The 23,625-nt window shown below is 70.6% G+C and carries 22 protein-coding genes; 8 read left to right on the top strand and 14 right to left on the bottom strand.

The features are described 5' to 3' along the window. Nucleotides 1-4: 4 nt before the first annotated feature. Together AB0H56_RS19735 and AB0H56_RS19730 are read right to left on the bottom strand one after the other, a co-directional pair. On the bottom strand, nucleotides 5-721 hold the full coding sequence (locus AB0H56_RS19735) for a hypothetical protein (RefSeq protein ID WP_357165028.1): 717 nt from the start codon (nucleotides 719-721) through the stop codon (nucleotides 5-7). A gap of 345 nt (nucleotides 722-1,066) precedes the next feature. Continuing rightward, complete coding sequence (locus AB0H56_RS19730; protein ID WP_357165025.1) at nucleotides 1,067-2,029, bottom strand: YafY family protein; 963 nt, start codon at nucleotides 2,027-2,029, stop codon at nucleotides 1,067-1,069. Between the two features lie 84 nt (nucleotides 2,030-2,113). Between AB0H56_RS19730 and AB0H56_RS19725 the strand changes: the two genes are divergently transcribed. Beyond that, entirely contained in the window at nucleotides 2,114-3,247 is a 1,134-nt protein-coding gene (locus AB0H56_RS19725; protein ID WP_357165022.1) for an epoxide hydrolase, read from the top strand. 16 nt (nucleotides 3,248-3,263) lie between these two features. Here the strand turns inward: AB0H56_RS19725 and AB0H56_RS19720 are convergent, their stop codons facing one another. From AB0H56_RS19720 to AB0H56_RS19695, 6 genes are all read right to left on the bottom strand, one after another. After that, on the bottom strand, nucleotides 3,264-3,782 hold the full coding sequence (locus tag AB0H56_RS19720) for a M15 family metallopeptidase (protein ID WP_357165019.1): 519 nt from the start codon (nucleotides 3,780-3,782) through the stop codon (nucleotides 3,264-3,266). A 67-nt stretch (nucleotides 3,783-3,849) separates the two neighbouring features. Next, complete coding sequence (locus AB0H56_RS19715; RefSeq protein WP_357165247.1) at nucleotides 3,850-5,136, bottom strand: MFS transporter; 1,287 nt, start codon at nucleotides 5,134-5,136, stop codon at nucleotides 3,850-3,852. 47 nt (nucleotides 5,137-5,183) lie between these two features. Further along, entirely contained in the window at nucleotides 5,184-6,287 is a 1,104-nt protein-coding gene (locus tag AB0H56_RS19710) for a PLP-dependent cysteine synthase family protein (protein WP_357165016.1), read from the bottom strand. A 99-nt stretch (nucleotides 6,288-6,386) separates the two neighbouring features. Next, a complete protein-coding gene (locus AB0H56_RS19705) occupies nucleotides 6,387-6,773 on the bottom strand; it encodes a hypothetical protein (protein ID WP_357165013.1) in 387 nt (128 codons plus the stop codon). A gap of 99 nt (nucleotides 6,774-6,872) precedes the next feature. Then, on the bottom strand, nucleotides 6,873-8,246 hold the full coding sequence (locus AB0H56_RS19700; protein WP_357165010.1) for an AarF/UbiB family protein: 1,374 nt from the start codon (nucleotides 8,244-8,246) through the stop codon (nucleotides 6,873-6,875). A gap of 121 nt (nucleotides 8,247-8,367) precedes the next feature. Beyond that, nucleotides 8,368-10,044 (bottom strand): fumarate hydratase, encoded by a 1,677-nt coding sequence (locus AB0H56_RS19695; protein WP_167456474.1) that lies wholly within the window; start codon nucleotides 10,042-10,044, stop codon nucleotides 8,368-8,370. 219 nt (nucleotides 10,045-10,263) lie between these two features. Here AB0H56_RS19695 and AB0H56_RS19690 point away from each other — a divergent pair, with 219 nt between their 5' ends. Next, nucleotides 10,264-10,803 (top strand): MarR family winged helix-turn-helix transcriptional regulator, encoded by a 540-nt coding sequence (locus AB0H56_RS19690; RefSeq protein WP_357165007.1) that lies wholly within the window; start codon nucleotides 10,264-10,266, stop codon nucleotides 10,801-10,803. A gap of 269 nt (nucleotides 10,804-11,072) precedes the next feature. Here AB0H56_RS19690 and mftD read toward each other — a convergent pair whose 3' ends face one another. Next, nucleotides 11,073-12,287: a pre-mycofactocin synthase MftD gene (gene mftD / locus AB0H56_RS19685; protein WP_357165004.1), complete on the bottom strand. Its 1,215-nt coding sequence runs from the start codon at nucleotides 12,285-12,287 to the stop codon at nucleotides 11,073-11,075. Further along, the gene (gene mftE / locus AB0H56_RS19680; protein ID WP_357165001.1) at nucleotides 12,284-12,988 is read right to left on the bottom strand and encodes a mycofactocin biosynthesis peptidyl-dipeptidase MftE; all 705 of its coding nucleotides are present in this window, start codon (nucleotides 12,986-12,988) and stop codon (nucleotides 12,284-12,286) included. Before mftE ends, mftD begins: the two co-directional genes overlap by 4 nt. A 63-nt stretch (nucleotides 12,989-13,051) precedes the next feature. Between mftE and mftR the strand changes: the two genes are divergently transcribed. The 6 genes from mftR (at nucleotide 13,052) to AB0H56_RS19650 (ending at nucleotide 18,422) form a co-directional block, all read left to right on the top strand. Further along, nucleotides 13,052-13,651, top strand: a complete 600-nt coding sequence (gene mftR / locus AB0H56_RS19675; RefSeq protein ID WP_357164998.1) for a mycofactocin system transcriptional regulator — start codon at nucleotides 13,052-13,054, stop codon at nucleotides 13,649-13,651. A 119-nt stretch (nucleotides 13,652-13,770) separates the two neighbouring features. Continuing rightward, a complete protein-coding gene (locus AB0H56_RS19670; RefSeq protein WP_110041241.1) occupies nucleotides 13,771-14,676 on the top strand; it encodes an STAS domain-containing protein in 906 nt (301 codons plus the stop codon). Nucleotides 14,677-14,687: 11 nt separating this feature from the next. Next, nucleotides 14,688-15,071 (top strand): STAS domain-containing protein, encoded by a 384-nt coding sequence (locus AB0H56_RS19665; RefSeq protein WP_110041240.1) that lies wholly within the window; start codon nucleotides 14,688-14,690, stop codon nucleotides 15,069-15,071. Next, on the top strand, nucleotides 15,061-15,474 hold the full coding sequence (locus AB0H56_RS19660) for an ATP-binding protein (RefSeq protein WP_280344165.1): 414 nt from the start codon (nucleotides 15,061-15,063) through the stop codon (nucleotides 15,472-15,474). Before AB0H56_RS19665 ends, AB0H56_RS19660 begins: the two co-directional genes overlap by 11 nt. Further along, the gene (locus AB0H56_RS19655) at nucleotides 15,467-16,090 is read left to right on the top strand and encodes a SpoIIE family protein phosphatase (RefSeq protein WP_110041238.1); all 624 of its coding nucleotides are present in this window, start codon (nucleotides 15,467-15,469) and stop codon (nucleotides 16,088-16,090) included. Before AB0H56_RS19660 ends, AB0H56_RS19655 begins: the two co-directional genes overlap by 8 nt. 10 nt (nucleotides 16,091-16,100) lie before the next feature. After that, a complete protein-coding gene (locus AB0H56_RS19650; protein ID WP_357164993.1) occupies nucleotides 16,101-18,422 on the top strand; it encodes a SpoIIE family protein phosphatase in 2,322 nt (773 codons plus the stop codon). Between the two features lie 15 nt (nucleotides 18,423-18,437). Here AB0H56_RS19650 and AB0H56_RS19645 read toward each other — a convergent pair whose 3' ends face one another. From AB0H56_RS19645 to AB0H56_RS19630, 4 genes are read right to left on the bottom strand one after another with little or no spacing between them, the layout of a single operon-like run. Next, on the bottom strand, nucleotides 18,438-19,901 hold the full coding sequence (locus tag AB0H56_RS19645) for an NAD(P)/FAD-dependent oxidoreductase (RefSeq protein ID WP_357164990.1): 1,464 nt from the start codon (nucleotides 19,899-19,901) through the stop codon (nucleotides 18,438-18,440). Beyond that, on the bottom strand, nucleotides 19,898-21,397 hold the full coding sequence (locus tag AB0H56_RS19640) for an NAD(P)/FAD-dependent oxidoreductase (protein ID WP_357164987.1): 1,500 nt from the start codon (nucleotides 21,395-21,397) through the stop codon (nucleotides 19,898-19,900). Before AB0H56_RS19640 ends, AB0H56_RS19645 begins: the two co-directional genes overlap by 4 nt. A gap of 9 nt (nucleotides 21,398-21,406) precedes the next feature. Then, nucleotides 21,407-22,579, bottom strand: a complete 1,173-nt coding sequence (locus AB0H56_RS19635) for a hydroxymethylglutaryl-CoA synthase (RefSeq protein WP_357164984.1) — start codon at nucleotides 22,577-22,579, stop codon at nucleotides 21,407-21,409. Continuing rightward, nucleotides 22,576-23,625: a hydroxymethylglutaryl-CoA reductase gene (locus tag AB0H56_RS19630; RefSeq protein WP_357165244.1), complete on the bottom strand. Its 1,050-nt coding sequence runs from the start codon at nucleotides 23,623-23,625 to the stop codon at nucleotides 22,576-22,578. Before AB0H56_RS19630 ends, AB0H56_RS19635 begins: the two co-directional genes overlap by 4 nt.

Genomic DNA, 23,625 nt, shown 5'->3' with positions numbered 1-23,625 from the left:
AGGCCTACTCGGCAGCCGACGGCCGAGCCCCCTCGAGCACGTCGTGTGTCGCGGCGAGCAATTCGAGCGACTCGGCATCGTCGACCCGGTCGAAGGCCGAATTCACCGCAGCCGGGAGACGGCCGAGCCACGCGACCAGTTCGCCATACGTCGCCCACCTCCGATCCCAGTAGGAGTTCCTCGGTACCAGTCCGCCCCCGCGGCGACGGCACCCCCGCACGACGAATTCGTGCAGGTTCCGTATCGACCGCGCGGAATCGAGCCGCTCCCAGGCCACGAGCCGCCCGGCGATCGAGGGCTCGGCAGCGCCCAAGGCGCACAGTACGGTGTCGACACCCGTCCGCGGGGCCGCGGCGGCAAACATGCTGTCCCACAACGCGTCGAACACCTCGGCGAGCGCCGCGGCCTGTGCCCAGGACTGCCAGTCCGCTCGCCGGAGCTTGCCGTACACCACTTCCATGTCCGGCATCCGCTGATCACCCCCATGGACGAGCTGCAGGATGCGCCCGGCGAAATACCGCAGCTCCGCCGCTGAACAGACCGTATTCATGACACGAAAGGCGAAGCTGCCCAGTTCGATTCCGGTGAGCTGATGGCGCGGCGTACGCAGCAGTGCCGCGTAATCGGCAGGTTCCGGACAGCACGGGCACGCCGCGATCGACGCGGGCGAGGCCACCGAGGCGAAGGCGTCGTCGAGGCGCAGGAGCGCGCCGGCGAACACGCTGTCGACTCCGACATAGGTCAGTTCCGCGCGGGGCACCCACCCGTATCGGTGGCGCAGCGACATGCCGGGCCACGTCCCGACTTCCGCGCGATCACCGACGTGGTGGATGAACGCGCGATCGGGCCGGTCGACCCAGATCTCGAATGGTTCCCCGCGCCACCTGCACGGCACCCGCGTTTCGCAGATCACCGGGTGACTACCGAACGCCCAGGTCCGTTACTGGTTCGCACCGGGGGCACGCCGCGCATCGGTCCGGACGTCCAGGTATCGCGGCGGTGACCATGGATCGACTGTAGGCGGCGACGGCACGTTTCGCTCGCGCGTCGTGACCGGCTGCGTGGGTCACTCCTCCAGCGCGTACTCGACGCGTGCCGCCATCTGCCGCAACCGATTCCGCAGCTCGGGGGAGGCGTGGACGCGGAACGGGACGGCCAGGGCGAGGAGTTGGGTGGCGAGCCATTCCGGGTCGTCGTCGCGGGTTTCGACGAGGCGGCAGGCTGTCGGCCCGGTGGCGACGAGGGCGGCCGGGTGGGCGCCGAGTCTGCCGGCGACGCGGCCGATCGGGGCGTGGATCGTCACGTCCACCCGGTATTCCGTTGTGGCCCAGTCGGTTCGGCGGCCCGCGACGTAGTCCGCCGCGTCGGCGGCGGGCAGTGTGCGGGGGAGGCAGCGCGCGCCGGTCGGCTGCGGGGCGGTGATCCGGTCGGCGCGGAAGCTGCGCCAGCCGTCGCGGTCGAGGTCGTAGGCGACCAGATACCAGCGCCGCCCGGACGCGACGACGCCGATCGGCTCGACGTGGCGCCGCGACTCCGCGCCGTCGGCATCGTGGTAGCGCAGCCGCACCCGTTCGCGGTTGGTCACCGCGGCGGCGAGCACGGTGAGGACCTCCGGGTCGACCGTCGGCCCGGAACCGGCCCGCACGGCGACGGCCGCGCCGAAGACCCGGACCCGGCGGCGCAGCTTCGCGGGCAGCACCTGTTCGAGTTTCGTCAGCGCGCGCACCGAGGCGTCCTCGATGCCGGCCACCGACTGCCCGGCCGCCACCCGCAGACCGACCGCGACGGCGACCGCTTCGTCCTCGTCGAGCACCAGCGGCGGCAGCGCCGAGCCGGCGGTGAGCCGGTAGCCCCCGGCCGCGCCCATCACCGCGACCACCGGATAGCCCAGCTCCCGGAGCCGGTCGACATCGCGGCGGACGGTGCGGTCGGTGACCCCGAGCCGGTCGGCGAGCTCGCTGCCCGGCCATTCGCGGGGCAGCTGCAACAGCGAGAGCAGGCGGAGCAGGCGCGCGGCGGTATCGGTCATGTCGTCATCCTGCCGGAGAAGTAGGACCGAATCTGTCCTATATGCCTTCTAGGGTCGAAGACACCACCGACCGAGGAGTTCCCGATGACCGTTCGCCCGTTCCGCATCGACATCCCGCAGGCCGATCTCGACGACCTGCGCGACCGCCTCGCCCGGACGCGCTGGGCCGACCAGCTGCCCGGCGCGGGCTGGGAGCGCGGTGTCCCGGTCGACTACCTGCGGGAGCTCGCGCGCTACTGGGCCGAGGATTTCGATTGGCGCGCACAGGAATCCGCGTTGAACGCCTTCCCGCAGTTCGTCACCGGGATCGACGGCCTCGACGTGCATTTCGTGCACGTCCGCTCCCCCGAACCGGACGCGGTGCCGCTGCTGCTGACCCACGGCTGGCCGAACTCGTTCGTCGAATTCACCCGCACCATCGGCCCGCTCACCGATCCGCGCGCCCACGGGCTCGACCCGGCGCTCGCCTTCCACGTGGTGGTGCCGTCGGTTCCCGGCTTCGCCTTCTCGGCGGCACCGCGCGAGACCGGAATGAGCACGGCCAGGGTCGCGCGGATGTGGACGACGCTGATGGCCCGCCTCGGCTACGACCGCTACGGCACCCAGGGCGGCGACCTCGGCGCCTACATCGCCCCCGAGATGGCCCTTGCCGCACCGGATCACGTGCTCGGTGTCCACCTCGACGGCGGCATCGGGATGCCCACCGAGTCCGATGTGCCGGCCATGTCCGCGCAGGACCTGGCCCAGTGGGAGGAGATGCAGCAGTGGATGACCGGCGGCGTCGACCACCACACCCTGCTGCGCGCGGCACCGCAGACCTTCGCGCTCGGCTGGAACGACTCCCCGGTCGCCCTGCTGGCGTGGATGATCCAGAAGTTCCAGGAGTTCACGCCCATGGCCGAGCTCGCCGAGGACGTGATCGACCGCGATCACCTGCTGACCAATATCGCGATCTACTGGTTCACCCAGACGACGGGCTCGTCGTCGTGGCCGATGTACAACGGCCTGCGTGACGGCGGTTTCGGCTGGCCGACCGGTCAGAACCTGGTGCCGACCGGTGTCTACGGTGGCGGTTCACCGCTGATGCGCACGCTCGCCGACCGCGACAACAAGATCACCCACTGGCCCGCGGGAAACCCCGGCAACCACTTCGTCGCGATGGAGGAACCCGCGGCCCACGTCGCCGACATCCGGACCTTCTTCGGCGCGCTGCGCTGAACCGGCCCGCCCGGCGTCAGCGCAGGCTGGCGTCGGGCACGCGGGGTGGGCAGGGTGCGCCCGGCGCGGTGACCAACTCGAAGTGCCACCACTCGTTGTCGAACGTCCGGCAGAGCCCCCACCGGTTGCCGTTGGCTTCCAGCCACTGGGCGCCGACCTGGGGGCCGACATCGATCGCGTGGCCGGAGACGTGCGTGGACTCCTCCGGGGGCAGCACCCAGCGGCGGGCCTCCTCGGGGCTGCCGTAGGTGGCGAGTCCGTCCTGCCAGAGCAGGTCCTGCTCGGCGTGGGTGCGGTGGCCCGAGGTGATCGACAGCGGCACGTCTTCGGCGTGCGCCTGCTGTTCGGCGAGGGTGTAGGCCAGGGCCAGCGCGGGGTCGAGGCCTTCGGTGCCCGCGGCCGACTGGAACTGTTCGCGCTGGTCGGTCCCGCTCGGCTGGGCGGTGGCGAGGCCGACACCGACGGCGGTCACGGCCGCCGCGGCCGTGACCGTCACCAGCATCCGGTCGGCCACGCGGCCGAGCACAGTAGTCATGCCGGAATACTATCGGCGCCCGGTGCCCGAGCCGACCCACGGTGGCCGGGCTCGGACACCGCCCAGCTCACCGCATGATCCGGTCCGTACCGACGGCCGGTTCGGCCCACGACTCGCCACCGGTGCGGACCGGCCACCGGCCCGGCGGCGCCGTGTAGGGCGCCAGGTCGGCCCGCAGCCGGTGCCGTCCCGACGCGGGCCGGATCGCGCGGTGCACGGCGGCCGCGGTGAGCGCCCCGATCAGCACCAGCCCGGCCCAGACGAACCGGTCCGCCCCGGCCGCTCTGGCAGCGCCGAAGACGGCTCCCGTCGCCAGGTTGCCCGCCAGGATCGCGACGCCGACGATCGTGTTGTAGAACCCGTAGTGGGTCGCGACGAGCTTGCCCTCGGCCATCGAGACGACGGTGTCCATCTCGAACGGGAACACCGCGGCGGTCCCGACCGCCAGCACGGCGGCCGCGAGCAGCAGTGCCACCGCGGCGGCCACCGTACCGAAGGGACCGGAACCCGGCACCAGTACCAGCGGAACGAACGCCGCCGCGAGCACTCCGACCCCGATGACCAGGCCGCGAGCGGTTCCCCAGCGCGCGCGGAACCGGGCGGTGATCCGCACCTGTCCGGCCACCGCGACGACGCCGGACACCACGAACACCAGCGCGGTCAGCGTCTGCGCACCCGCGCCGGAGATGACCTGTGCCTGCAACGGCAGCGCCAGATACACCTGGAACGAGAGCACATACGACCCGCCCATCGCCACCGCGAAAGCCACGAACCGACGGTTCCCGGCGATCGCCCGCCAGTCGCCGAGCACCGACCCCGTCGCGGCGGCGCCACGGCGCTGCGGCAACGCGCACAGCTGCGCCACCGACAGCACCGCGAACACCACGGCGGCCGCGCCCGCGACCCACCGGAAGTCCACGCCGAGCAGGGCGATGCCGACCAGCGGCCCGGCCAGGATGCCCGCCTGATAGAACACGTTGAACACCGCGAACGCCTCGACCCGCCGCTGCTCCCCGGCCTCGGCCGCGAGGTAGGCCCGCACCGCCGGGTTGAACAGTGCTCCGGCGAATCCCGTTGCCGCCGAGGCGATCACCAGCATCGGCAGCGAGGTCGCGAAGATCAGCGCCGCGAACCCGGCCGTGCGCAGCAGACAGCCGGCGACGATGAGCGGCTTGTACCCGAGCCGATCGGCCAGCGTGCCGCCGACCAGGAACATCCCCTGCTGGGAGAAGTTGCGCACACCGAGCACCAGGCCGACGGCCCACGCCGCCAGCCCGAGCGGCCCCGACAGGTAGCCCGCCAGATACGGCATCAGCATGTAGAAGCCGAGATTGATGCCGAACTGGTTGATCATGAGCAGGCGGGCCGGGGTCTCGAAGCCGGCGAAGACCCGCAGTGTCTTCACACGATCACCGGCCCCGGTGCGACGGCGGGCGCCGCCGGATCGACGACCGTCGCGCAGCGGGTCCACGACTCGACCACGCGCTCGGCCGGGTGCGCGATCGTCGCGGGTTCGGCGGGCGGCGGGCCGGTGAGGAGATCGTGCGCACGGCAATAGGAGTCGTTGTAGACGGTGTCGAAGTAGCGGTGCGGTCCGTCCGGGAACACCGCCGCGACCGTCGTTTCCGGCTCGCTGGTGCGCGCGACCCAGCCCGCGACGAGCGCGACCGCGCCGACACTCCACCCACCGGTGGCGTAGTGCGTGGCCGCCAGCGCCCGGCAGGCCCAGACCGCTTCCGCCGGGGCGACCCAGTGGACCTCGTCGAACGCGGCGTAGTCGACATTGGCCGGGTGGATGTTCGACCCGAGCCCCCGCATGAGGCGCGGGCCCGCGGGTTGACCGAAGATCGTCGAGGCGACGGTGTCGACCCCGATCAGGCGCAGCGCCGGGTGGTGGCGCCGCAGGGCGCGGGCGACACCCGCCGAATGCCCGCCGGTGCCGACCGCGCACACCAGCACGTCGACGCGGCCGAGTTGTTCGAGCAGTTCGCCGGCCAGTCCGGCGTAGCCGTCGGAGGCGTCGGGATTGCTGTATTGATCCGGGCACCACGCGGTGGGTTCGGCCGCGAGCAGGGCGGCGACGCGGTCGCGGCGCGCCTGCTGCCAGCCACCGACCGGGTGTGGGCGGTCCACCAGGTCGACCCGCGCGCCGAACGCCGCCAGCATGCGGGCGACGATGGGTTCCAGACCGGGATCGGTGACCACGGTTACCGGGTGGCCGTGCTCGAGACCGGCCAGGGCCAGGCCGAGTCCGAAGGTGCCACTGCTGGATTCGACGATAGCCGCGCCGGGGCGGAGGTCACCGCGTTCCTTCGCGCGCCGCACCATGTGCAGGGCGGGCCGGTCTTTCATCCCGCCGGGATTGAATCCTTCCAGCTTGGCCCAGAAACCCCGGTCGCCGGTGGCCAGCGGCGCACCGACCCACATCACCGGGGTGTTGCCGACCAGCGCGTGTGGCCGGGCGGCGAGCGCGGGCAGGGTCCTGTCGAGCGCGTATTCCTGCATGTCTGTCGCTTCCTGTGGGCTCCGCCGGGCACGGCGGAGCGGACGAGAACGGGCAGCGGACACCGGCCCACCCACGGCGGGCGGCCTGGCGCTGACCGATCAGCGCCGACAGACGCAGAACCGGCAGAGAATGTCGCGGCCCCGGCGACACAGCGGGGCGGAGTGCGGCGGCGCGCGCGGCGCGAGCGCGGGATGGCCGAGGCTCGCCAGCAGCACGAGCACCAGCCCGGCGAACAGGCCGAGCGCGGGCAGGACGAGACCACTGTCGGACACCGCCGTGTCGGCGAGACAGTGGTCGGGCAGCGGGTGGTCGGGGGCGACATGATCGGCCGTGGCGACGACCGCGGCGACGAGCCCGGCGTCGTGGTGCTCGTCGTGATGCACGGTGGTGCAATCGATCACGAGCGCGCACAGCAGGGCGACCACGAGCGTCAGCGCGCGCACGATTCCCGGGTGCGCGGCGGAACGGCCGGTCGACTGTCCCACCGCACCTCCCTTCCGCACACCGACGACGAACTCCGCCGACCAAGCTACTACGTCGATGCGTAGACGCAGGTCAGGGCGCCGTCACGGTGCGCAAAGCGCTCAGTCGCCGCGCCGCCACCGCGCGATCGCCCGGCCGAGGTCGGTGCGCGGCGGCTCGTCGTAGAGCCATTCCCTGGCCAGGTGATGCCAGTTGGCGCTGGCCCGGAGCTGGCCGATGGTCGCGAACGTGAACAGGTCGGCCCGGCGGGAGAAGACGTGTTCGGGTGGGAGCAGCTGGCGGTGCATGCCCTGGAATTCCACCGCGCGCGGGTCGACGGCGAGCAGGACCGCGCTGGTGGCCAGCTCCGGGGTGATCGTCACCTCCTCGTCGAGCAGGTGCCACCCGCAGGCGGCCCACACGTACGCCAGGCATTCCTCGACGGTGACGCCCGCGTCTGGGTCGATGATGCCGCGCCCCACCCAGGCCGCGTACAGATCCTCGGGCCGGTTCTCCCCCGCCGCGCGCAGACAGGACCGCTCGAATTCCACGTGCTCGGGCGCCATCCGGTGGTAGAGCCCGAAATCGACGAAGGCGAGCTTGCCGTCCTCGGCGAGCAGCACATTGCCCGGGTGCGGGTCGCCGCAGAACTCGTTGTCGGTGAACAGGGTGCCCAGATAGAAGCGGTAGATGAGCTCGCCGTAGTGGTCGCGTTCGGCGGCGCCCAGCTCCTGCAGGCGGGAGAACGGATGGCTCGCGACGTATTCGGTCACCAGCACGTGCCGCGAGCAGTATTCCTCGATGGCGTCGGGCACGGTGATGAAGGGGTGGCCCCGGTAGCGCTGTGCCACCCGGTGCTGGGTGCGCGCCTCCCGCGGGTAGTCGAGTTCGCTGCGCAGATTGTCGGCGATCTCTTCCAGCACGCCGGTGTCGGCCATGGACGGCAGCACGGATCTGGCCATCTTGCTGAGGAATTCGAGATTGCCGATATCGGCGTTGACGGCGCGTTCGACCCCCGGGTACTTCACCTTCACCGCGACTTCGCGCCCGTCGCGCAGGCGCGCGCGGTGCACCTGCCCGATGGAGGCGGCCGCGAGCGCGGTCTCGTCGAACTCGGCGAAGACGCTCGACAGCGGTCCCAGATCGTCTTCGACGACCCGGCGCATCGTCGCGAACTCCACGGCGGGCGCGCGATCGCGCAGGGCGGCGAGCTGGCGCGCGAACTGTTCGCGGTGGGACTCGGGCACGAAATCGAGGTCGAGCACCGAGAGCATCTGACCCAGCTTCATCGCCGAGCCCTTCATGCTGCCCAGCACCGCCACGATCTGCTGGGCGGTCTTCATCGCCGACCGTTCGGCCAGCACCTGCCTGGCCTCGTCGGTGCGCGCGAGCATCGACAGCCGCGTGCCGAGACCGCGCACAGTCTGCGCCGCGGCCAGCCGCCCGAGTTCGGCGCCACGGGCCGCGCGTCCCTCTGGCACTCCGCCGGCCGCCATCGCCACCCCCGTCGAGCCGTCCAGCGTCTATCGCGGGTCACCCTACCCCGGGAATCGATCAAGCGCCCAGTAGACGACCGAAGACCCCGGCGGCGCCGGGGTCTTCGGGGGAACTCGGTGGTTACACGCGTTCCTTGGACCGGGTGCGCACCCGCAGGGCGATGGGCTTGGAGGTCTCAGCGAAGAAGTCGTTGCCCTTGTCGTCGACGACGATGAAGGCGGGGAAGTCCTCGACGTCGATCTTCCAGACCGCCTCCATGCCGAGCTCGGGGTATTCCAGGACCTCGACGTTCTTGATGCAGTCCAGGGCGAGGCGGGCCGCGGGGCCGCCGATGGAGCCCAGGTAGAAGCCGCCGTGCTCGTTGCAGGCCTTGGTGACCTGGGCGGAGCGATTGCCCTTGGCCAGCATGACCATCGAGCCGCCCGCCGCCTGGAACTGGTCGACGTAGGAGTCCATCCGGCCCGCGGTGGTGGGGCCGAACGAGCCGGAGGCGTAGCCCTCGGGGGTCTTGGCGGGACCGGCGTAGTAGACGGCCATGTCGCGCAGGTACTGCGGCATCGGCTCGCCCGCGTCGAGACGTTCCTTGATCTTGGCGTGCGCGATGTCGCGGGCGACGACCAGCGGGCCGGTCAGCGAAAGGCGGGTCTTCACCGGGTATTTCGACAGCTCGGCGCGGATCTCGTCCATCGGGCGGTTCAGGTCGATCTTCACCACGTCGCCGCCGAGGATCTCCTCGGTCTGCTCCGGAAGGTACTGGGCCGGTTCGGTTTCCAGTTGCTCCAGGAAGATGCCGTCCTTGGTGATCTTGGCCAGCGCCTGGCGGTCGGCCGAGCAGGACACCGCGATGGCGACCGGGCAGGAGGCGCCGTGGCGGGGCAGGCGGACCACGCGCACGTCGTGGCAGAAGTACTTGCCGCCGAACTGCGCGCCGATGCCGAACTCGCGGGTGAGCTGGAAGACCTCTTCCTCGAGCTCGAGATCCCGGAAGGCGTGGCCGGTGATCGAGCCCTCGGTGGGCAGGTTGTCCAGGTAGTGCGCGGAGGCGTATTTCGCTGTCTTCAGGGCGAATTCGGCGCTGGTGCCGCCGATGACCACCGCGAGGTGGTAGGGCGGGCAGGCCGCGGTGCCCAGCGAACGGATCTTCTCGTCGAGGAACTCGAGCATCCGCTCGGGGTTCAGGACGGCCTTGGTCTCCTGGTACAGGAACGACTTGTTGGCCGAACCGCCGCCCTTGGCCATGAACAGGAACTTGTAGACCGGGTTGTCGGCGTCGCCCTCGGTCGAGTACAGCTCGATCTGGGCGGGCAGGTTGGAGCCGGTGTTCTTCTCGTCCCACATGGTGATCGGGGCGAGCTGGGAGTAACGCAGGTTCAGCGTGGAGTACGCGTCGAAGACGCCGCGGCTGATCCACTCGGCGTCGTCGACCCCGGTCAGCACGCCCTCGCTCTTCTTGCCCATCACGATCGCGGTGCCGGTGTCCTGGCACATCGGCAGCACGCCGCCCGCGGAGATGTTGAGGTTCTTGAGCAGGTCCAGCGCGACGAATCGGTCGTTGCCCGAGGACTCGGGGTCGTCGATGATCTTGCGCAGCTGGCGCAGGTGCGCGGGGCGCAGGTAGTGGCTGATGTCGTGGATCGCCGTCTCGGTGAGCAGCCGCAGCGCCTCGGGCTCGACCTGCAGGAAGGTGCGGCCGTTGTGCTCGAAGGTGCTGACCCCTTCGGTGGTGAGCAAGCGGTACGGCGTGTCGTCGGCGCCGATCGGCAGCAGATCGGAATAGCGGAACTCCGGCGCGGTCACGAATCGCACTCCTCGGGTGGCTGGTCACAAAGCACTCGGAGCCTATCGAGCACCGCCACCCACCCGCTGGTTAGGCAACCCTTTGTGACGCGAAGAACGAAATCCGAACAATGGTCGAGGTTGCACGTTCAACACAAACGGTGCTACCCATTCTCCGGACGGTGGCGGGGTGTGCACCGTTCCAATCCGAAGCCTGCACTTTCAGACTGGAGCTCGATCGTGACCGATCCACAGTGGCTCGATGATGTCGAAATGCGTGCCTGGCTGGGCTATGTCCGGACCCGCGACCTGATCGCCGCGGCGATCGGGCGCGACGCCGTCCGGGCCGCCGACCTCAGCTGGGTGGAGTACTCGGTCCTCGTGTACCTCGCCGACGCTCCGGGCCAACGGCTGACCTTCGCCGATCTGGCCGGCGCGCTCGAATGGTCGCAGAGCAGGCTCTCCCACCAGATCACCCGCATGCAGAAGCGCGGACTGGTGACCAGGGAGACGATGCCGCACGACCAGCGCCGCACGGTGGCCCGGCTGACGCCGGCGGGCGGGCAGTTGCTCACCACGGCGGCGCCCGCGCATGTACGCAGCGTGCGCAAGCACATGATCGACGTACTCGATCGCGGCCAGCTCGCCGCCCTCGCCGAGATCTACGACGTGCTGATCAACCATCACCGCAGTGCGGCAGGGGGATTCGGGCCCACCGGGCGGGGCAGGGCCGCGGACGCGGCGGCCGAGGAGCCCGCCGCCGACATGGCGGGCGGCTAACTCCCCGCGCTGCCGCCACCACCGCCGCTGCCACCCCCACCGCTGCTGTCCGGGCGCTGCCCCAGGCCTCCGCGCAGCACCTTGCCGCCCGCGGCGGGCACACCGAGACGTTCCCGCCGCTGTCTCCCCCACTCACGATTCCCCCTCGGGCACTGCGTCTTTCGACCGGACAAGATCGGTCACCGATGGTAGCGGTATGCCCGGGCACGTGGACGCGAAAACACCCGTGGACCCCGCCTGCGCGGTCCACGGGTGTTCGACGAGAACGGCTACCGGGCGAGATCCGCGGTGGTGAGCGGACGTTCGTAGCCCGCGGGCACGCCGAGGGCGCGCTCGAAACCGGCAGGCACGATGATGTCGCCGCGGTCGAGGTCGGCGATCGAGGTCTTGCGCAGGCCGAGCAGCGCGGAATCGATGCCGCCGCGCAGGATGTCGAGCACGTTCTCCACGCCCGCCTGGCCGTTGGCGGCCAGGCCCCACAGGTAGGCGCGGCCGATGAGCACCGCGCGGGCACCCAGCGCCACGGCCTTGACCACGTCGCTGCCGCGCCGGATCCCGCCGTCGAGGACCACCTCGATCTGCTCGCCCACCGCGTCGGCGAGCACCGGCAGCGCGCGGATGGCGGCCGGGGTGCCGTCGAGGTTGTTGCCGCCGTGGTTGGACACCGAGATGCCCGCCACGCCCGCGTCGACCGCGCGCAGCGCGTCGTCGACCCGCATCACGCCCTTGAGCAGCACCGGACCGTCCCACTGGGCGCAGATCCAGGCGACGTCGTCCCAGTCCGGGGCCGGGGTCTGCATCCACTCGCCGTAGGCGCCGAAGAAGCCGGGCGCCGCGCCGCCGCCGACGGCCATGTTGGGGGCGGTGAGGTCGGGGATGGAGCCCGAGCGCAGGTAGGTGGCCAGCCAGCGCGGCCGGGCCAGGGTCTGCGGCGCGAACTTCATCATGGTGCGCAGGTTCAGCGATTCGGGGATGACCGGGCTGCCCCAGTCGCGCCCGTGCGAGAACGACCAGTCCAGGGTGAGGATGAGGCCCACCGCGCCCGCGGCCTTGGCCCGCGCCATGCGCTCGAGGATCTGGTCGCGGTTGCCACACCAGTACAGCTGGAACAGCGTCGACGGATTGGCCGCGATCACCTCCTCGATCGACTTGCTCGCGAAGGAGCTCAGGCCCATGGCGATCCCGCGCGCGGCCGCGGCCCTCGCGACGGCGACCTCGCCGTCGGGGTGCACGGCCTGCACGCCGGTGGGCGAGATCAGCACGGGCATCGAGACCTGCTGGCCGAGCACGGTGGTCGACTGGTCCCGCTCGCCGATCGGGCCCGCGCAGTGCGGGGCGAAGCCGAGTTCGGTGAACGCGGTCTGATTGTCCTCGATGGTCTGGCCACGTTCCGAGCCCGCGATCAGCGCGCCGTACACCGACTTCGGCAGGCGCTTGCGGGCGCGGCGCTGCGCCTCGGCGACGGTCTCGAACCAGGGGTTCATCGATGTGATCCTTCCTCACGATCCTGCGGCCACCAGCGGCCCAGGTCTGTCCGTAACGCGGTGGTCGACGCGCGCAGCAGCGCGGCGCCTTCGTCGGCGTTCGCCCCGGTGGGGTCGCCGAGAATTCCGTTGGAGCTGACCGCCCGCACGCCGCCCGCACGCAGCAGCGGCAGCAGTTCGGTCAGCGGGCGCCGGTCGCCCGGTTCGGCCAGCTCGGCACGCACCCGGTCGGGAGTGAGCGCGAGCTGGATCGCGGTCTCGGTGCGGCCCGCGTGCGGGTCGCCGCCGTAGCCGGGCGTGAACAGCCGGACATCGCGCGATTCGGTGCGCAGCAACGCGACCGCCCGCCGCAGCGCCTCGACATTGCCGCCGTGCCCGTTGACCAGCACGATCCGCGAGAACGTGTCGGTGGCCGAGCGGCACAGTTCGACGACGAGCAGTTCCAGCGCGGCCTGCCCGATCGACAGGGTGCCCGCGAACCCGGCGTGCTCACCGCTGGCGCCGTAGGGCAACGCGGGCGCGACCAGCACGTCGGCGCGCTCGGCGGCGACGCGGGCGCACACCGCCGCGGCGATGTCGGTGTCGGTCGACAGCGGCAGGTGCGGGCCGTGCTGCTCGGTGGCGCCGAGCGGGATGAGCAGGATCACTCCCGTGGCGGCACATGCGCCCGCCTCGGGCCATGTGAGATGAGCCACGAACATGGACCGAACATTAACGACAGTCACTGACATAATCAAGGGCCCCGCGCGCCCTACTCTGTATCCATGTCCGCCCCGACACCGCGCGCGCACCGCGGTCGCCCGCCGCGCACCACGCGCCGCGAACTCGAAGTCATCGCCATGAAGTTGTTCGCCGAGCACGGCTTCGACGACGTCACCGTCGAACGGATCGCGGCGGCCGCCGGAGTCAGCGAACGGACCTTCTTCCGGTACTTCCCGAGCAAGACCGAGGTGCTGTGGCACCAGTTCGACGACGAGGTCGCCGACCTGCGCGCGGCGTTCGCCGCGGTACCCGACGACGAGCCGATGATGGCCGCGGTGCGCCGGATCGTGGTGGCGGCCAACCGGTATCGCGCCGAGGACATCCCCGAACTGCGCACCAGGATGCGCCTGGTCTCCGGCGTTCCGGCGCTCTCGGCGGGCGCGGGCGCGCACTACGACGCCTGGGAACGCGCGGTCGGCGAGTTCGCCGCCCGCAGGCTCGGGACCGGCGCCGACGACCTGATCCCGCTGGCCGTCGGGCGCACCACCCTGGCCGCGGCGCGGGCCGCCTTCGACGCCTGGCTGACCCGCGGCGACACCGACCTGACCGAGTACCTCGACCGCGCGCTACGGGCTCTCGAACGCGGGTTCGCCCCGTCGTAGCGGGAGGGCGCCGGGCAACCCGCACGTTTGCGCGGCACGGGGGGTGGGGTATGAGTAGGCTCGAGTCGATGCGCGCCGCGCGTCCGAACCGATGTCCGTCGAAAGGGGCAGGAGTTTCCATGTCCGAGGTGTCCACGAGTCTTTCGACGGATTCGGTGCCAGCGCGCCCTGTCGACAACCTCCTGCCGCAGCTGGTCGAGCACCTCAGGCAGAACCGCACCGCCCTGCGTGAGGAATGGGCCCGCCGCATCACCGAGGCCCAGCTGCTCACCGCGATGACCCCGGAGGAGATCTTCTCCGAGGCGACCTCGATCTTCGACAACTACGTCGAGGTGCTCGAGACCGGTAGCGTCGAGGCCCTGCAGGCCTACGCCCGCGATCTGTCCGAGCGCATCATTCCGCGAGGCGTCGAGACCGACGAGGTCCTCGGCATCGTGCTGCTGCTGCGCGACGTGCTGGCCCGGTCGCTGTTCTCGAAGTACCAGTCGAACTTCGAGATGCTCAACCAGGTGCTCGACGCCTACGAGCCCGCCGCCAACCGCATCGCCAACACCGTGGGCGTCTCGTTCGTACAGGAACGCGAGCGCGTGATCAGCCGCCAGCAGGAGGCCATCCGCGAGCTGTCCACCCCGGTGCTGCAGGTGCGCGAGCAGCTGCTCATCCTGCCGATCATCGGTGTGCTCGACTCCCAGCGCGCCCGCCAGCTCACCGAGCAGCTGCTGCGCGCCATCCGCGCCAACCGCGCCAAGGTCGTCGTCATCGACATCACCGGTGTGCCCGCGATCGACTCCGTGGTGGCCAACCACCTCGTGCAGACCGTCGACGCCTCCGGCCTGATGGGCGCCAACGTCATCATCACCGGCCTGTCCTCGGAGATCGCGCTGACCCTGGTGACCATCGGCCTCGACCTGTCCAAGATGAACGCCGTCGGCGACTTGCAGGGCGGTATCGAAGAGGCCGAGCGCCTGCTGGGTTACGAGGTCTCTCGGGTCACCGAGCGCCTGGTCGAGCGAGACGGGCGCTGATCAGGCCCACCATGCCGGTACCTATTCTCAAACAAGGCACGTTCCTCATCGCCTCGGTGCAGTCGGCCCTGACCGACGCCGACACCGAGCGATTGCAGGACGACCTGATGAAGCAGGTCAGTCGCTATCGCGCGACCGGCATCATCGTCGATGTCACCGCCATCGACGTCATGGACTCCTTCGCCGCGCGCTCGCTGCGCACCATCGCCCACATGACCCAGCTGCGCGGCGCGGAGACCGTCATCGTCGGTTTGCAGCCCGAGGTCGCCTTCGCCATGGTGCAGCTCGGGCTGACGTTCGAGGACATGCACACCGCGCTGGACCTGGAGGAGGGCTTGGCCTGGCTCAACCGGCACCCGCGCAGCCGAAGAGACGGTCGTGACAGTGGCCGCTGAGCAGGTTGCGATCGCGGTCAAGGTGTCCGAGGACATCGTGACCGCACGTCAGGCTGGGCACGAACTGGGTGCACAACTCGGCTTCACCCTCACCGACCGCACCATGATCTCCACCGCCATCTCCGAAATCGCCCGCAACATCACCAGTTACGCGGGCAGCGGGGAGATCCGGCTGCTCGTGGATCTCAGGGAGGGCAGGCGAGCCCTCGTCGTCCAGGCCGAGGATCAGGGTCCCGGCATCCGGGACATCCCGCGTGCTCTGGAGGACGGTTACTCCACCGGCCGCGGACTCGGTCTCGGTCTGCCCGGAGCGCGCCGGCTGATGGATGGGCTCACCATCGATTCCGCGCCGGGCCGTGGGACGTTGATCGAGATGTGGAAGTGGGTACCCGACGGTGCATGAAGACGGGATCATCGGCCGCACGGAATGGTCGACGGCCGGTCGGGCACTGCCCGGGCAGGACGTCTCCGGAGACCGGGCGGTCGTCCTCGACACCGGCGACGGCGGGGCGCTGTTCGGCGTCCTCGACGGCCTCGGGCACGGTGCGGCCGCAGCCGACGCCGCCGACCGCGCGATGGTCATCCTGTCGGACAACCGCGGCGAACCGCTGGATGTCCTGATGGTGCTCTGCCATCGCGCGATGGTCGAAACCCGCGGCGCCGCGGTGTCGTTGGCGCTGATCGGCCCCGGCGAGACACTGCAGTGGCTCGGCGTGGGCAATGTCGAGTCACGCCTGCTCACCCGCGGCCCGGCCGGTCCGGAACTGCGCGCGACGATGCTGCTCACCGGCGGCATCGTCGGCTACCGGCTGCCCTCCCACCTGCAACCGCAGACGCTGCCGATCCGGCCGGGCGATCTGCTCCTGATGGCCACCGACGGCATCGTCGCGGTCGGCCCCGAATCCATCGATCTGGCACGCCCCGCCGCCGCCATCGCGAGCGATCTGCTCGCGCGCGACGCCAAGGACACCGACGACGCCCTCGTGCTCGCCGCCCGGTACCGCGGAGCCTGCCCATGAGAGGCCGCCGATGAGCGCTGTCCTGGCCGCATTCCTCGACGACTATTCGGCGGCGTTACGCCGTCACGTCGCCGCGCCCGGCCAGGCGGGCCTCACCGAGGGGTACGACCTCGGCAGGCGAGCCCTCGTGGAGGACATCAGCCTGCTCGATCTCACCGAGCACCACTACCGCACGGTCGCCGACTTCGCGGGCACGCCCGCCGACCCGCGCGGCGCCGAGGTGGCGCTGGAGTTCCTGCTGCAGACCATGGCGGCGCTCGACATCGCCACCCGCGGTTATCTCGACGGCACCCGCCGCTACGAGCAGCAGCGCTCGCGCGCCGAGGATCTGGCCGGGCGCGACGCGTTCCGCACCGCGCTGGTGGAATCGCTGCAGGACGGCTTCTTCGTGGCCGACTCGCACGGGACCATCGTCGAGGTGAACTCCGCGTTCGGGGTGCTCACCGGCTACGACGCCGATCAGGTGCCCTATCCGCTGCCGCATCCGTGGACGCTGTCCGAGCGCGCGGGATATCCCCAGATCGGTACGGACGCTTCCCGTTTCGTGATGCCGATCCGGCACCGCGACGGGCGCGAACGCTGGCTGGCGGTGAGCGCGAGTTCGCTGGTGAAGCAGGAGAACAACGAGCAGATCTTCGTCGGCACCGTGCGCGACGTGACCGCCGAACACGACGCGCAGGCCCGCGATCAGGCGGCCTCGCGGCTGGCGACCGCGGTGGGCGCCGCGACGAGCATGGTGGAGGTGCTCGCCGTCGGGCTCGACGAGCTGCGCCGTACCATGGGCGCGCGCACCGCGCTGGTGGCGGTGTGGCCGAGCCGGACCGGGCAGCCCGATGTGTACTCGTGCGGTGAGCCGCCGTCCGACGAGCCCGAGACCGCCGACGGCGCACCGCGATTCACCGCGGCGCCGGTGCCCGACCCGTCCGGCCGGGTCTCCCTCGACGAGGGAACGCGCGGCCTGCTCGACCGGGCGCGCAGGCAACCGGCGCGCGGGCTGTCGGCCATCACCGGCGAGGACAGCGGGGTCGACGCGGTGGTGGCGCCGCTGGGCGAGACCGGTGACGCCGCGCTGTGGGTGCGCTTCGCCGCCCCGCGCGTGATCAGCGCGGCCGACTGGGCGCTGTATTCGCTGCTGGTCGGCCATCTCAGTGTCGCGTTGCAGCGTGCCCGCAACTTCGACCAGGCCCGCGCCACCTCGCTGACGCTGCAGCGCGCGATGCTCGGCCCGATCGAGCTGCCGCCGCGGTTCTCGGTGCACTACGAACCGGCGCTGCCGCCGCTCGAGATCGGCGGCGACTGGTACGACGTGGTGCCGCTGCGCGACGGCACGATCGGCGTCGTGGTGGGCGACTGCGTGGGCCGTGGCCTGTCGGCGGCGGTGGTGATGGGCCAGTTGCGCACGGCCGCACGGGCACTGCTGCTGCGCGGGGCCGGACCGGCGCAGCTGCTCAGCGAGCTCGACGCCGTGGCCGCGCGGATTCCGGGCGCCATGTGCACCACCGTGTGCGCGGCCGTGCTCGATCCCGAACGCGGCATGGTGCGCTACTCGAACGCGGGCCACATGCCGCCGATCCTGGCACCGCCCGGCGGACCGGGGCGGATCCTCGAGGGCGGGCGCGCGGTGCCGCTGGCCACCTTCGAGACCCCGCGCAGGCCCGAGGCCACGACGGCGCTGCCGCCGGGGGCCACGCTGGTGCTGTTCACCGACGGCCTCGTCGAACAGCGCGGATACGACATCGAGGAGGGCTTCGTCAAGATCGCGGGCGTGCTCAGCGAGACCGGCGGCGCCCTCCCCCGCGATGTCGCCGACGCGGTGCTCTCCCGCCTGTGCCCGCCCGCCGGATACGACGACGACGTCGCGATGGTGGTCTACCGCCAGCCGCCCGAGCCGCTGCACCTCGACATCCCCGCCGCCGCGGCGGAACTGACCGGCCTGCGCCGGGACCTGTACCGCTGGTTCGCCACCGCCGCTGTCCCCCACGACCTGGCCGCCGACCTGGTCGCCGCCGCCAACGAGGCGTGCAGCAACAGCGTCGAGCACGCCTATCGGGACGCCGAGCCGGGGCGGGTCACCCTCACCGCGACGTGCGAGGGCGACCGGGTGGTCATCGAGGTCGCCGACACCGGCCGCTGGATTCCCACGCCCACGGACCCGGGCTTCCGTGGCCGCGGCGTGGAGATGATGCGGGTGCTCACCGAGGATCTGGAGTTCGGCCACGACGAGAACGGCACCCGCGTGCGCATGTGGGTGACGTTGCCGTCGATCACGTTCCCGACCGCCAATCCCCTGCGCGGTTCCACCCGCCCGTCAGCGTTGCACGCCCGCACCTGAGGACCGGCGCGGGCGTCAGGTCGTCGCGTAGGCGTCGAGGTCGAAGCGCCGGAGGAGTCGGCGGAAACGGAAGCTGAAGTCGGGCCAGAGCCGGGAGTGTTCGCCGCGCTCGTCGACGAACCAGCCCGCGCAGTCGCGGGCCTGCCACACGGTGCCGTCGAAGCCCTCGCGCAGGGTCCGGTTGTACTCGGCCTGCGCCGCCACCCTGACCTCGACGGTTCGGACCCCGGTGGCCGACATCGTCGCGAGCGCGTCAAGGAGATACGCGATCTGGGATTCGACGGTGAACACCGCCGAGGTGTAGCTCAACACCGCGTTCGGGCCGATCATGAGGAACAGGTTGGGGAAACCGGCGACGGTGGTGCCCTTGTAGACCGCCAGTCCCTCGGTGTCGAACACCTCCGCCAGGGTGCGCCCGTCCCGGCCGCTGACCACGTCGTAGACCGGGGAGTTGGTGATCCGGAACCCGGTGGCCAGCACGATGGCGTCGACCTCGCGTTCGGTCCCGTCGGCGGTGACGATCGAGTGCTCGGTGACCTCCGCGATCCCGTCTGTGATCACCTCGACGTTGTCGCGGGCCAGCGCCGGGTAGTACTCGTTGGAGATGAGCATGCGTTTGCAGCCCAGCCGGTAGCCCGGAATCAGCTTGCGGCGCAAGGATCTGTCGCGGACCACCCACCACAGGCGCAACCGCGCACCGGCCGCGAAGAAGTCCGCCAGGGGCGGACACTTGACCTGCCAGAGCACGAACGATTCCCGCAACCAGTACACGCCCGTGCGCGCCACCCGGGACGCACCGGGAAGGTACCGGTACGCCAGGCGTTCCGGCGCGGAGTACCGATGACCGAACCGGGGCAGCACCCACGGAGCGCTGCGCTGATAGAGATCGAGTCGCCCGACCGTGCCTGCGATCGACGGCACGATCTGGATGGCCGAGGCGCCGGTCCCGATGACCGCGACCCGTCGACCGGTGAGGTCGAGCTCGTGGTTCCAGTGCGCCGAGTGGAACAGCGCACCGCGAAACCCACTGAGGCCCTTGATGTCCGGCAGTTTCGGTGCGCTCAGCGGACCGGCCGCCGAGACCAGGACGTCGGCGGTGAATTCGCCGCGGCAGGTGGCGATGTCCCAGCGGGCGGTCGCGTCGTTCCAGCGCGCGGCGCGCACGTCGGCGCCCAACAGGATCGACTCGCGCACCCCGAACCGGTCGGCCACCTCGTGCAGGTACCGCAGGATCTGTGGTTGCGTCGAGAACGAGTGTGTCCACCGCGGATTCAGCGCGAACGAATACGAGTACAGCTGCGACGGGACATCGCAGCCGGCGCCGGGGTAGGTGTTGTCGCGCCAGGTGCCGCCGATGTCGTCGGCCCGTTCGAACACGACGACGTCGGTGATCCCCTGCTGTCGCAGGCGGATCGCGGTGCCGAGTCCGGCGAAGCCGGCGCCGATCACCGCGACCCGGGTGTGCCGGGCCTCGGTCATGCGGGGCGCGAGGTCGTCTCGTAGGCGGCCAGGTCGAAGGCGCGCAGCTGACGGCGGTACCGGAAGCTGAAGTCCGGCCACAGCGCCGAGTTGCGGCCGTGCTTGTCGAGGAACCAGCTGTCGCAGCCGCCGGTGACCCACACGGTGCGGGCCATCTTCGGCTCGAGCGCGCGGTTGTAGGCGCGCTGCACGTCCAGCTTCACCTCGAAGGTGCGCAGCTCGCGCGCCGCCATAGTGGTGATCGCGTCGAGGAGGTAGGCGATCTGCGACTCGATGACGTAGATCAGCGAGGTGTAGTTCAGCCCGGAGTTGGCGCCCAGCATGAGGAACATGTTGGGGAACCCGGCCACCGTCACGCCCTTGTAGAGCTGGTAGCCCTCCTCGTCGGCGGCCTCGGCCATGGTCCGGCCGTCGCGGCCGGTGTAGAGGTTGTAGGTCGGCGAATCGGCGACGTGGAAGCCGGTGGCCAGGACGATGGCGTCGACCTCGCGTTCGGTACCGTCCTCGGTGACGATCGAACCCGCCCGCACCTCGGCGATACCGTCGGTGACCAGGTCGACGTTGTCCCGATCGATCGCGCGGTAGAACTTGTTGGACACCAGCATCCGCTTGCAGCCGATGGGATGCCCGGGCATCACCTTCCGGCGCTTGGCCGGATCGCGGATCTCGAGCCACATCTTGGCCCGCCCGACCAGCTCCAGCGACTTGCCCGTCCAGGGCGCCTTCACCTGGGTGATGACGAAGAACTCACGCATCAGATAGATCAGCGCCCGCAGCGTCCGCTGCAAGCCCGGCACCCGCTTGAACGCGAAGCGCTCCACCGCCAGGTACGGCCGGTTGAACTGCGGCATCACCCAGGTCGCCGTGCGCTGGTACAGATCCAGGCGCGCGACCTCGGGGGCGATGGACGGGACGATCTGCACCGAGGAGGACCCGGTACCGATGACGGCGACCTTCTTGCCCGCCAGGCTCGCCTCGTGGTCCCAGCGCGCCGAATGGAAGATCTGGCCCTCGAAACTCGAAAGGCCTTTGATGTCGGGCAGTTTCGGCTCGGCGAGCACGCCGGCGGCGGAGACCACGAAGTCGGCGGTGAACGCGCCGCGGGAGGTGTCGACCTCCCAGTGCCCGGCGGTCTCGATCCAGCGCGCCCCGGTCATGGCGCAGTCGAACAGGTGCTTGTCGCGCACGCCGTACCGGTCGGCCAGCCCGCGTAGATACTGTTCGATCTCGGCCTGCGGGGAGAACGACCGCGACCAGTTCGGGTTCAGCGCGAACGAATACGAGTACAGGTGCGAGGGCACGTCGCAGCCCGCCCCGGGATAGGTGTTGTCGCGCCAGGTCCCGCCCACGTCGGGGCCGCGTTCGACCACGACGTAGTCGGTCAGGCCGCGCTGGCTGAGCCGGATCGCGGTGCCCAGGCCGGACAGGCCGCTGCCGACGATCAGCACGCGCACGTGCCGCCGGGCCGGCGCACTGGCTGTATTGCTACTGCTCATGGCGTGACCTCAGCGGGCTTCGTAGATGCGTTTGTGGCCGGACACCGCGGCGAGCCGGAACGGGCGACGCGTCTCCTCCGGCATGGCGTGGTAGGCGCCGTCACTGGGCGAGGTGGCTTCGTGCAGCGCGCGATAGTGCTCGTAGCCGATGAGCTCGCGCGAGTCGATGGCGGCCCGGTTGGCCTCGGTGCGCAGGTGTTCGCGGTAGCCGGAAACGACTGTGCCGCTGAAGAATTCGGCCACGCTGCCGGAGCCGTAGCTGATCAGGGCCAGCGCGCGATCGGTGAGGTCGTCCGCGTGGTCGAGCAGTGCGGCCAGGCCGAGGTAGAGCGAGGCGGTGTAGCTGTTGCCGACCGTGCGGTTGTAGTGCGTGGTCGCCCCGATCGCGGCCTCGATGGCGGCGGAATCGGCGGTGTGGCCCTGGCTTTCGAGCAGATGCCGGTGCGCTTTGTAGGCCATCTTGGTGAAGGGCTGGTGATAGCAGAACGCGGCGAATTCCGCGAGGTCGCGCCCGCCCTGGCGCCGGTAGTCGCTCCAGGCCTCCTGGGCGGCCTTCTGGTAGGCGTTCACCGAGGTCTTGCCGTCGACGATGGCCTCGGAGCGGTAGTTGGGCCGCCAGAAGTCCATGATGTCGGCGCTGTACAGGCCCGAGTGCGAGTCCAGCGCCAGGATGGCGGGATCCGCGGTGACCAGCATCGCGACCGCGGCGGCGCCCTGGGTGGGCTCGCCGGGGGTGTCGAGCTCGTACTTGGCGATGTCGGCGGCGATGACCAGCACCCGCTGCGCCGGGTCGCGCGCGATCAGTCCGGCGGCGAACTGCAGCCCGGCGGTGCCGCCGTAGCAGGCCTGCTTGAGCTCCACCACCCGCGCGGCGTTGGGCAGCCCGATCAGCGAATGCAGGTACAGCGCGGCGGCTTTGGACTGGTCGACGCCGGTCTCGGTGGCCAGCAGGACGGTGCGGATGTGGTCGGTGCCGTGCCGTTCGATGATGGGCGCCGCGGCCGCGGCGGCGATGGTGACGATGTCCTCGTCGGCGGCGGCGACGCTCATCTTCTCCTGGCCGATGCCGAGGTAGAACTTGTCGCGGTCAACGCCGAGTCGCTCGGCGAGCACGGCGTGGTCGAGGGCGTAGTGGGTGGTGGCGAACGACAGGTCGTGAATGCCTACGGCGAGTGTGTTCATCGTTGTGTTCCGTTGCTCGTGGTTGACCGCTCGAACTGGGTGTGCGCGCGCATCAGTTCACCGCGGTTGGTCTGGGCCGCCATCAGCGACAACTCGCCGCACAGCACGGTGGCCGCGGCGATGACGGCGAGGCGGCGCGCGTTGGCGCCGGGCTCCCGCTCGGCACGGCAGCCGAGGCGCTCGAGGTTCTCGTCCACGAAGCTGGCGTGTTTGCCGTTGCCGACGGTCCCGACGATCAGGTTCGGCAGCGTGCACGAGAAGTAGAGGTCACCGTCGCGGTCCTCGGCGTGGGTGACGCCCTGCGAGCCCTCGACGATATTGGCCGCGTCCTGGCCGGTGGCCAGGTAGAACGCGAGCAGCATGTTGGCGTAATGCGCGTTGGCGGAACGGATTCCGCCCGCGAGCAGGGTGCCGATCAGGTTCTTGCGGATGTTGAGCTCCACCACCTGACGTGCGGTGGTGTGCAGGCGCGCCTCGACCACCTCGCGCGGCACCAGCAGTTCGGTGACGACGTTCTTGCCGCGCCCGAGGATGCCGTTGACCGCCGTGGCCTTCTTGTCGGTGCAGTAATTGCCCGAGATGGAGCCGTAGCGCACGCCGGACACGGTGGTCAGGATGTGGTCCATCAGGTGGTCGCTGGCGAGGGTGGCCATGTTGTGGCCCGAGGCGTCGCCGGTGCTGAACTCGAAGCGAAGGAACAGCAGGTTGCCGTTGATCTGGTGGTGCAGGTCGATCAGGCGGGCGAAGCGGCTGCTGCCCGCGACCACCTCCTGCAGCTCGGCGAAGCGGTCCTGCAGCTGCCGCACGGCCGTGAGCGCGGTGTAGGCGTCGTCGGCTTCGAGCAGGATCGAGCGGGTCATCCGCTCGTCGATCAGGGTCGCGACGATGCCGCGCTCGGACAGCGTGGAGATCCGGGCGCCGCGGCCGACCGAGGGCCACAGCGGTGTCTCGTAGGTGGCCAGCGGGACGTCGACGGCGTCGTCGACGATCGTGCCCGTGATGCGTATCGGGCCCACCCACTGCAGCGGGACCGCCGCGTACGACAT

This window comes from Nocardia sp. NPDC050717, from assembly GCF_040654275.1.
Taxonomy (GTDB): Bacteria; Actinomycetota; Actinomycetes; order Mycobacteriales; family Mycobacteriaceae; genus Nocardia.
Note: the sequence above shows the minus strand (reverse complement) of the source record. Positions and strands in the feature narration are given on the sequence as shown.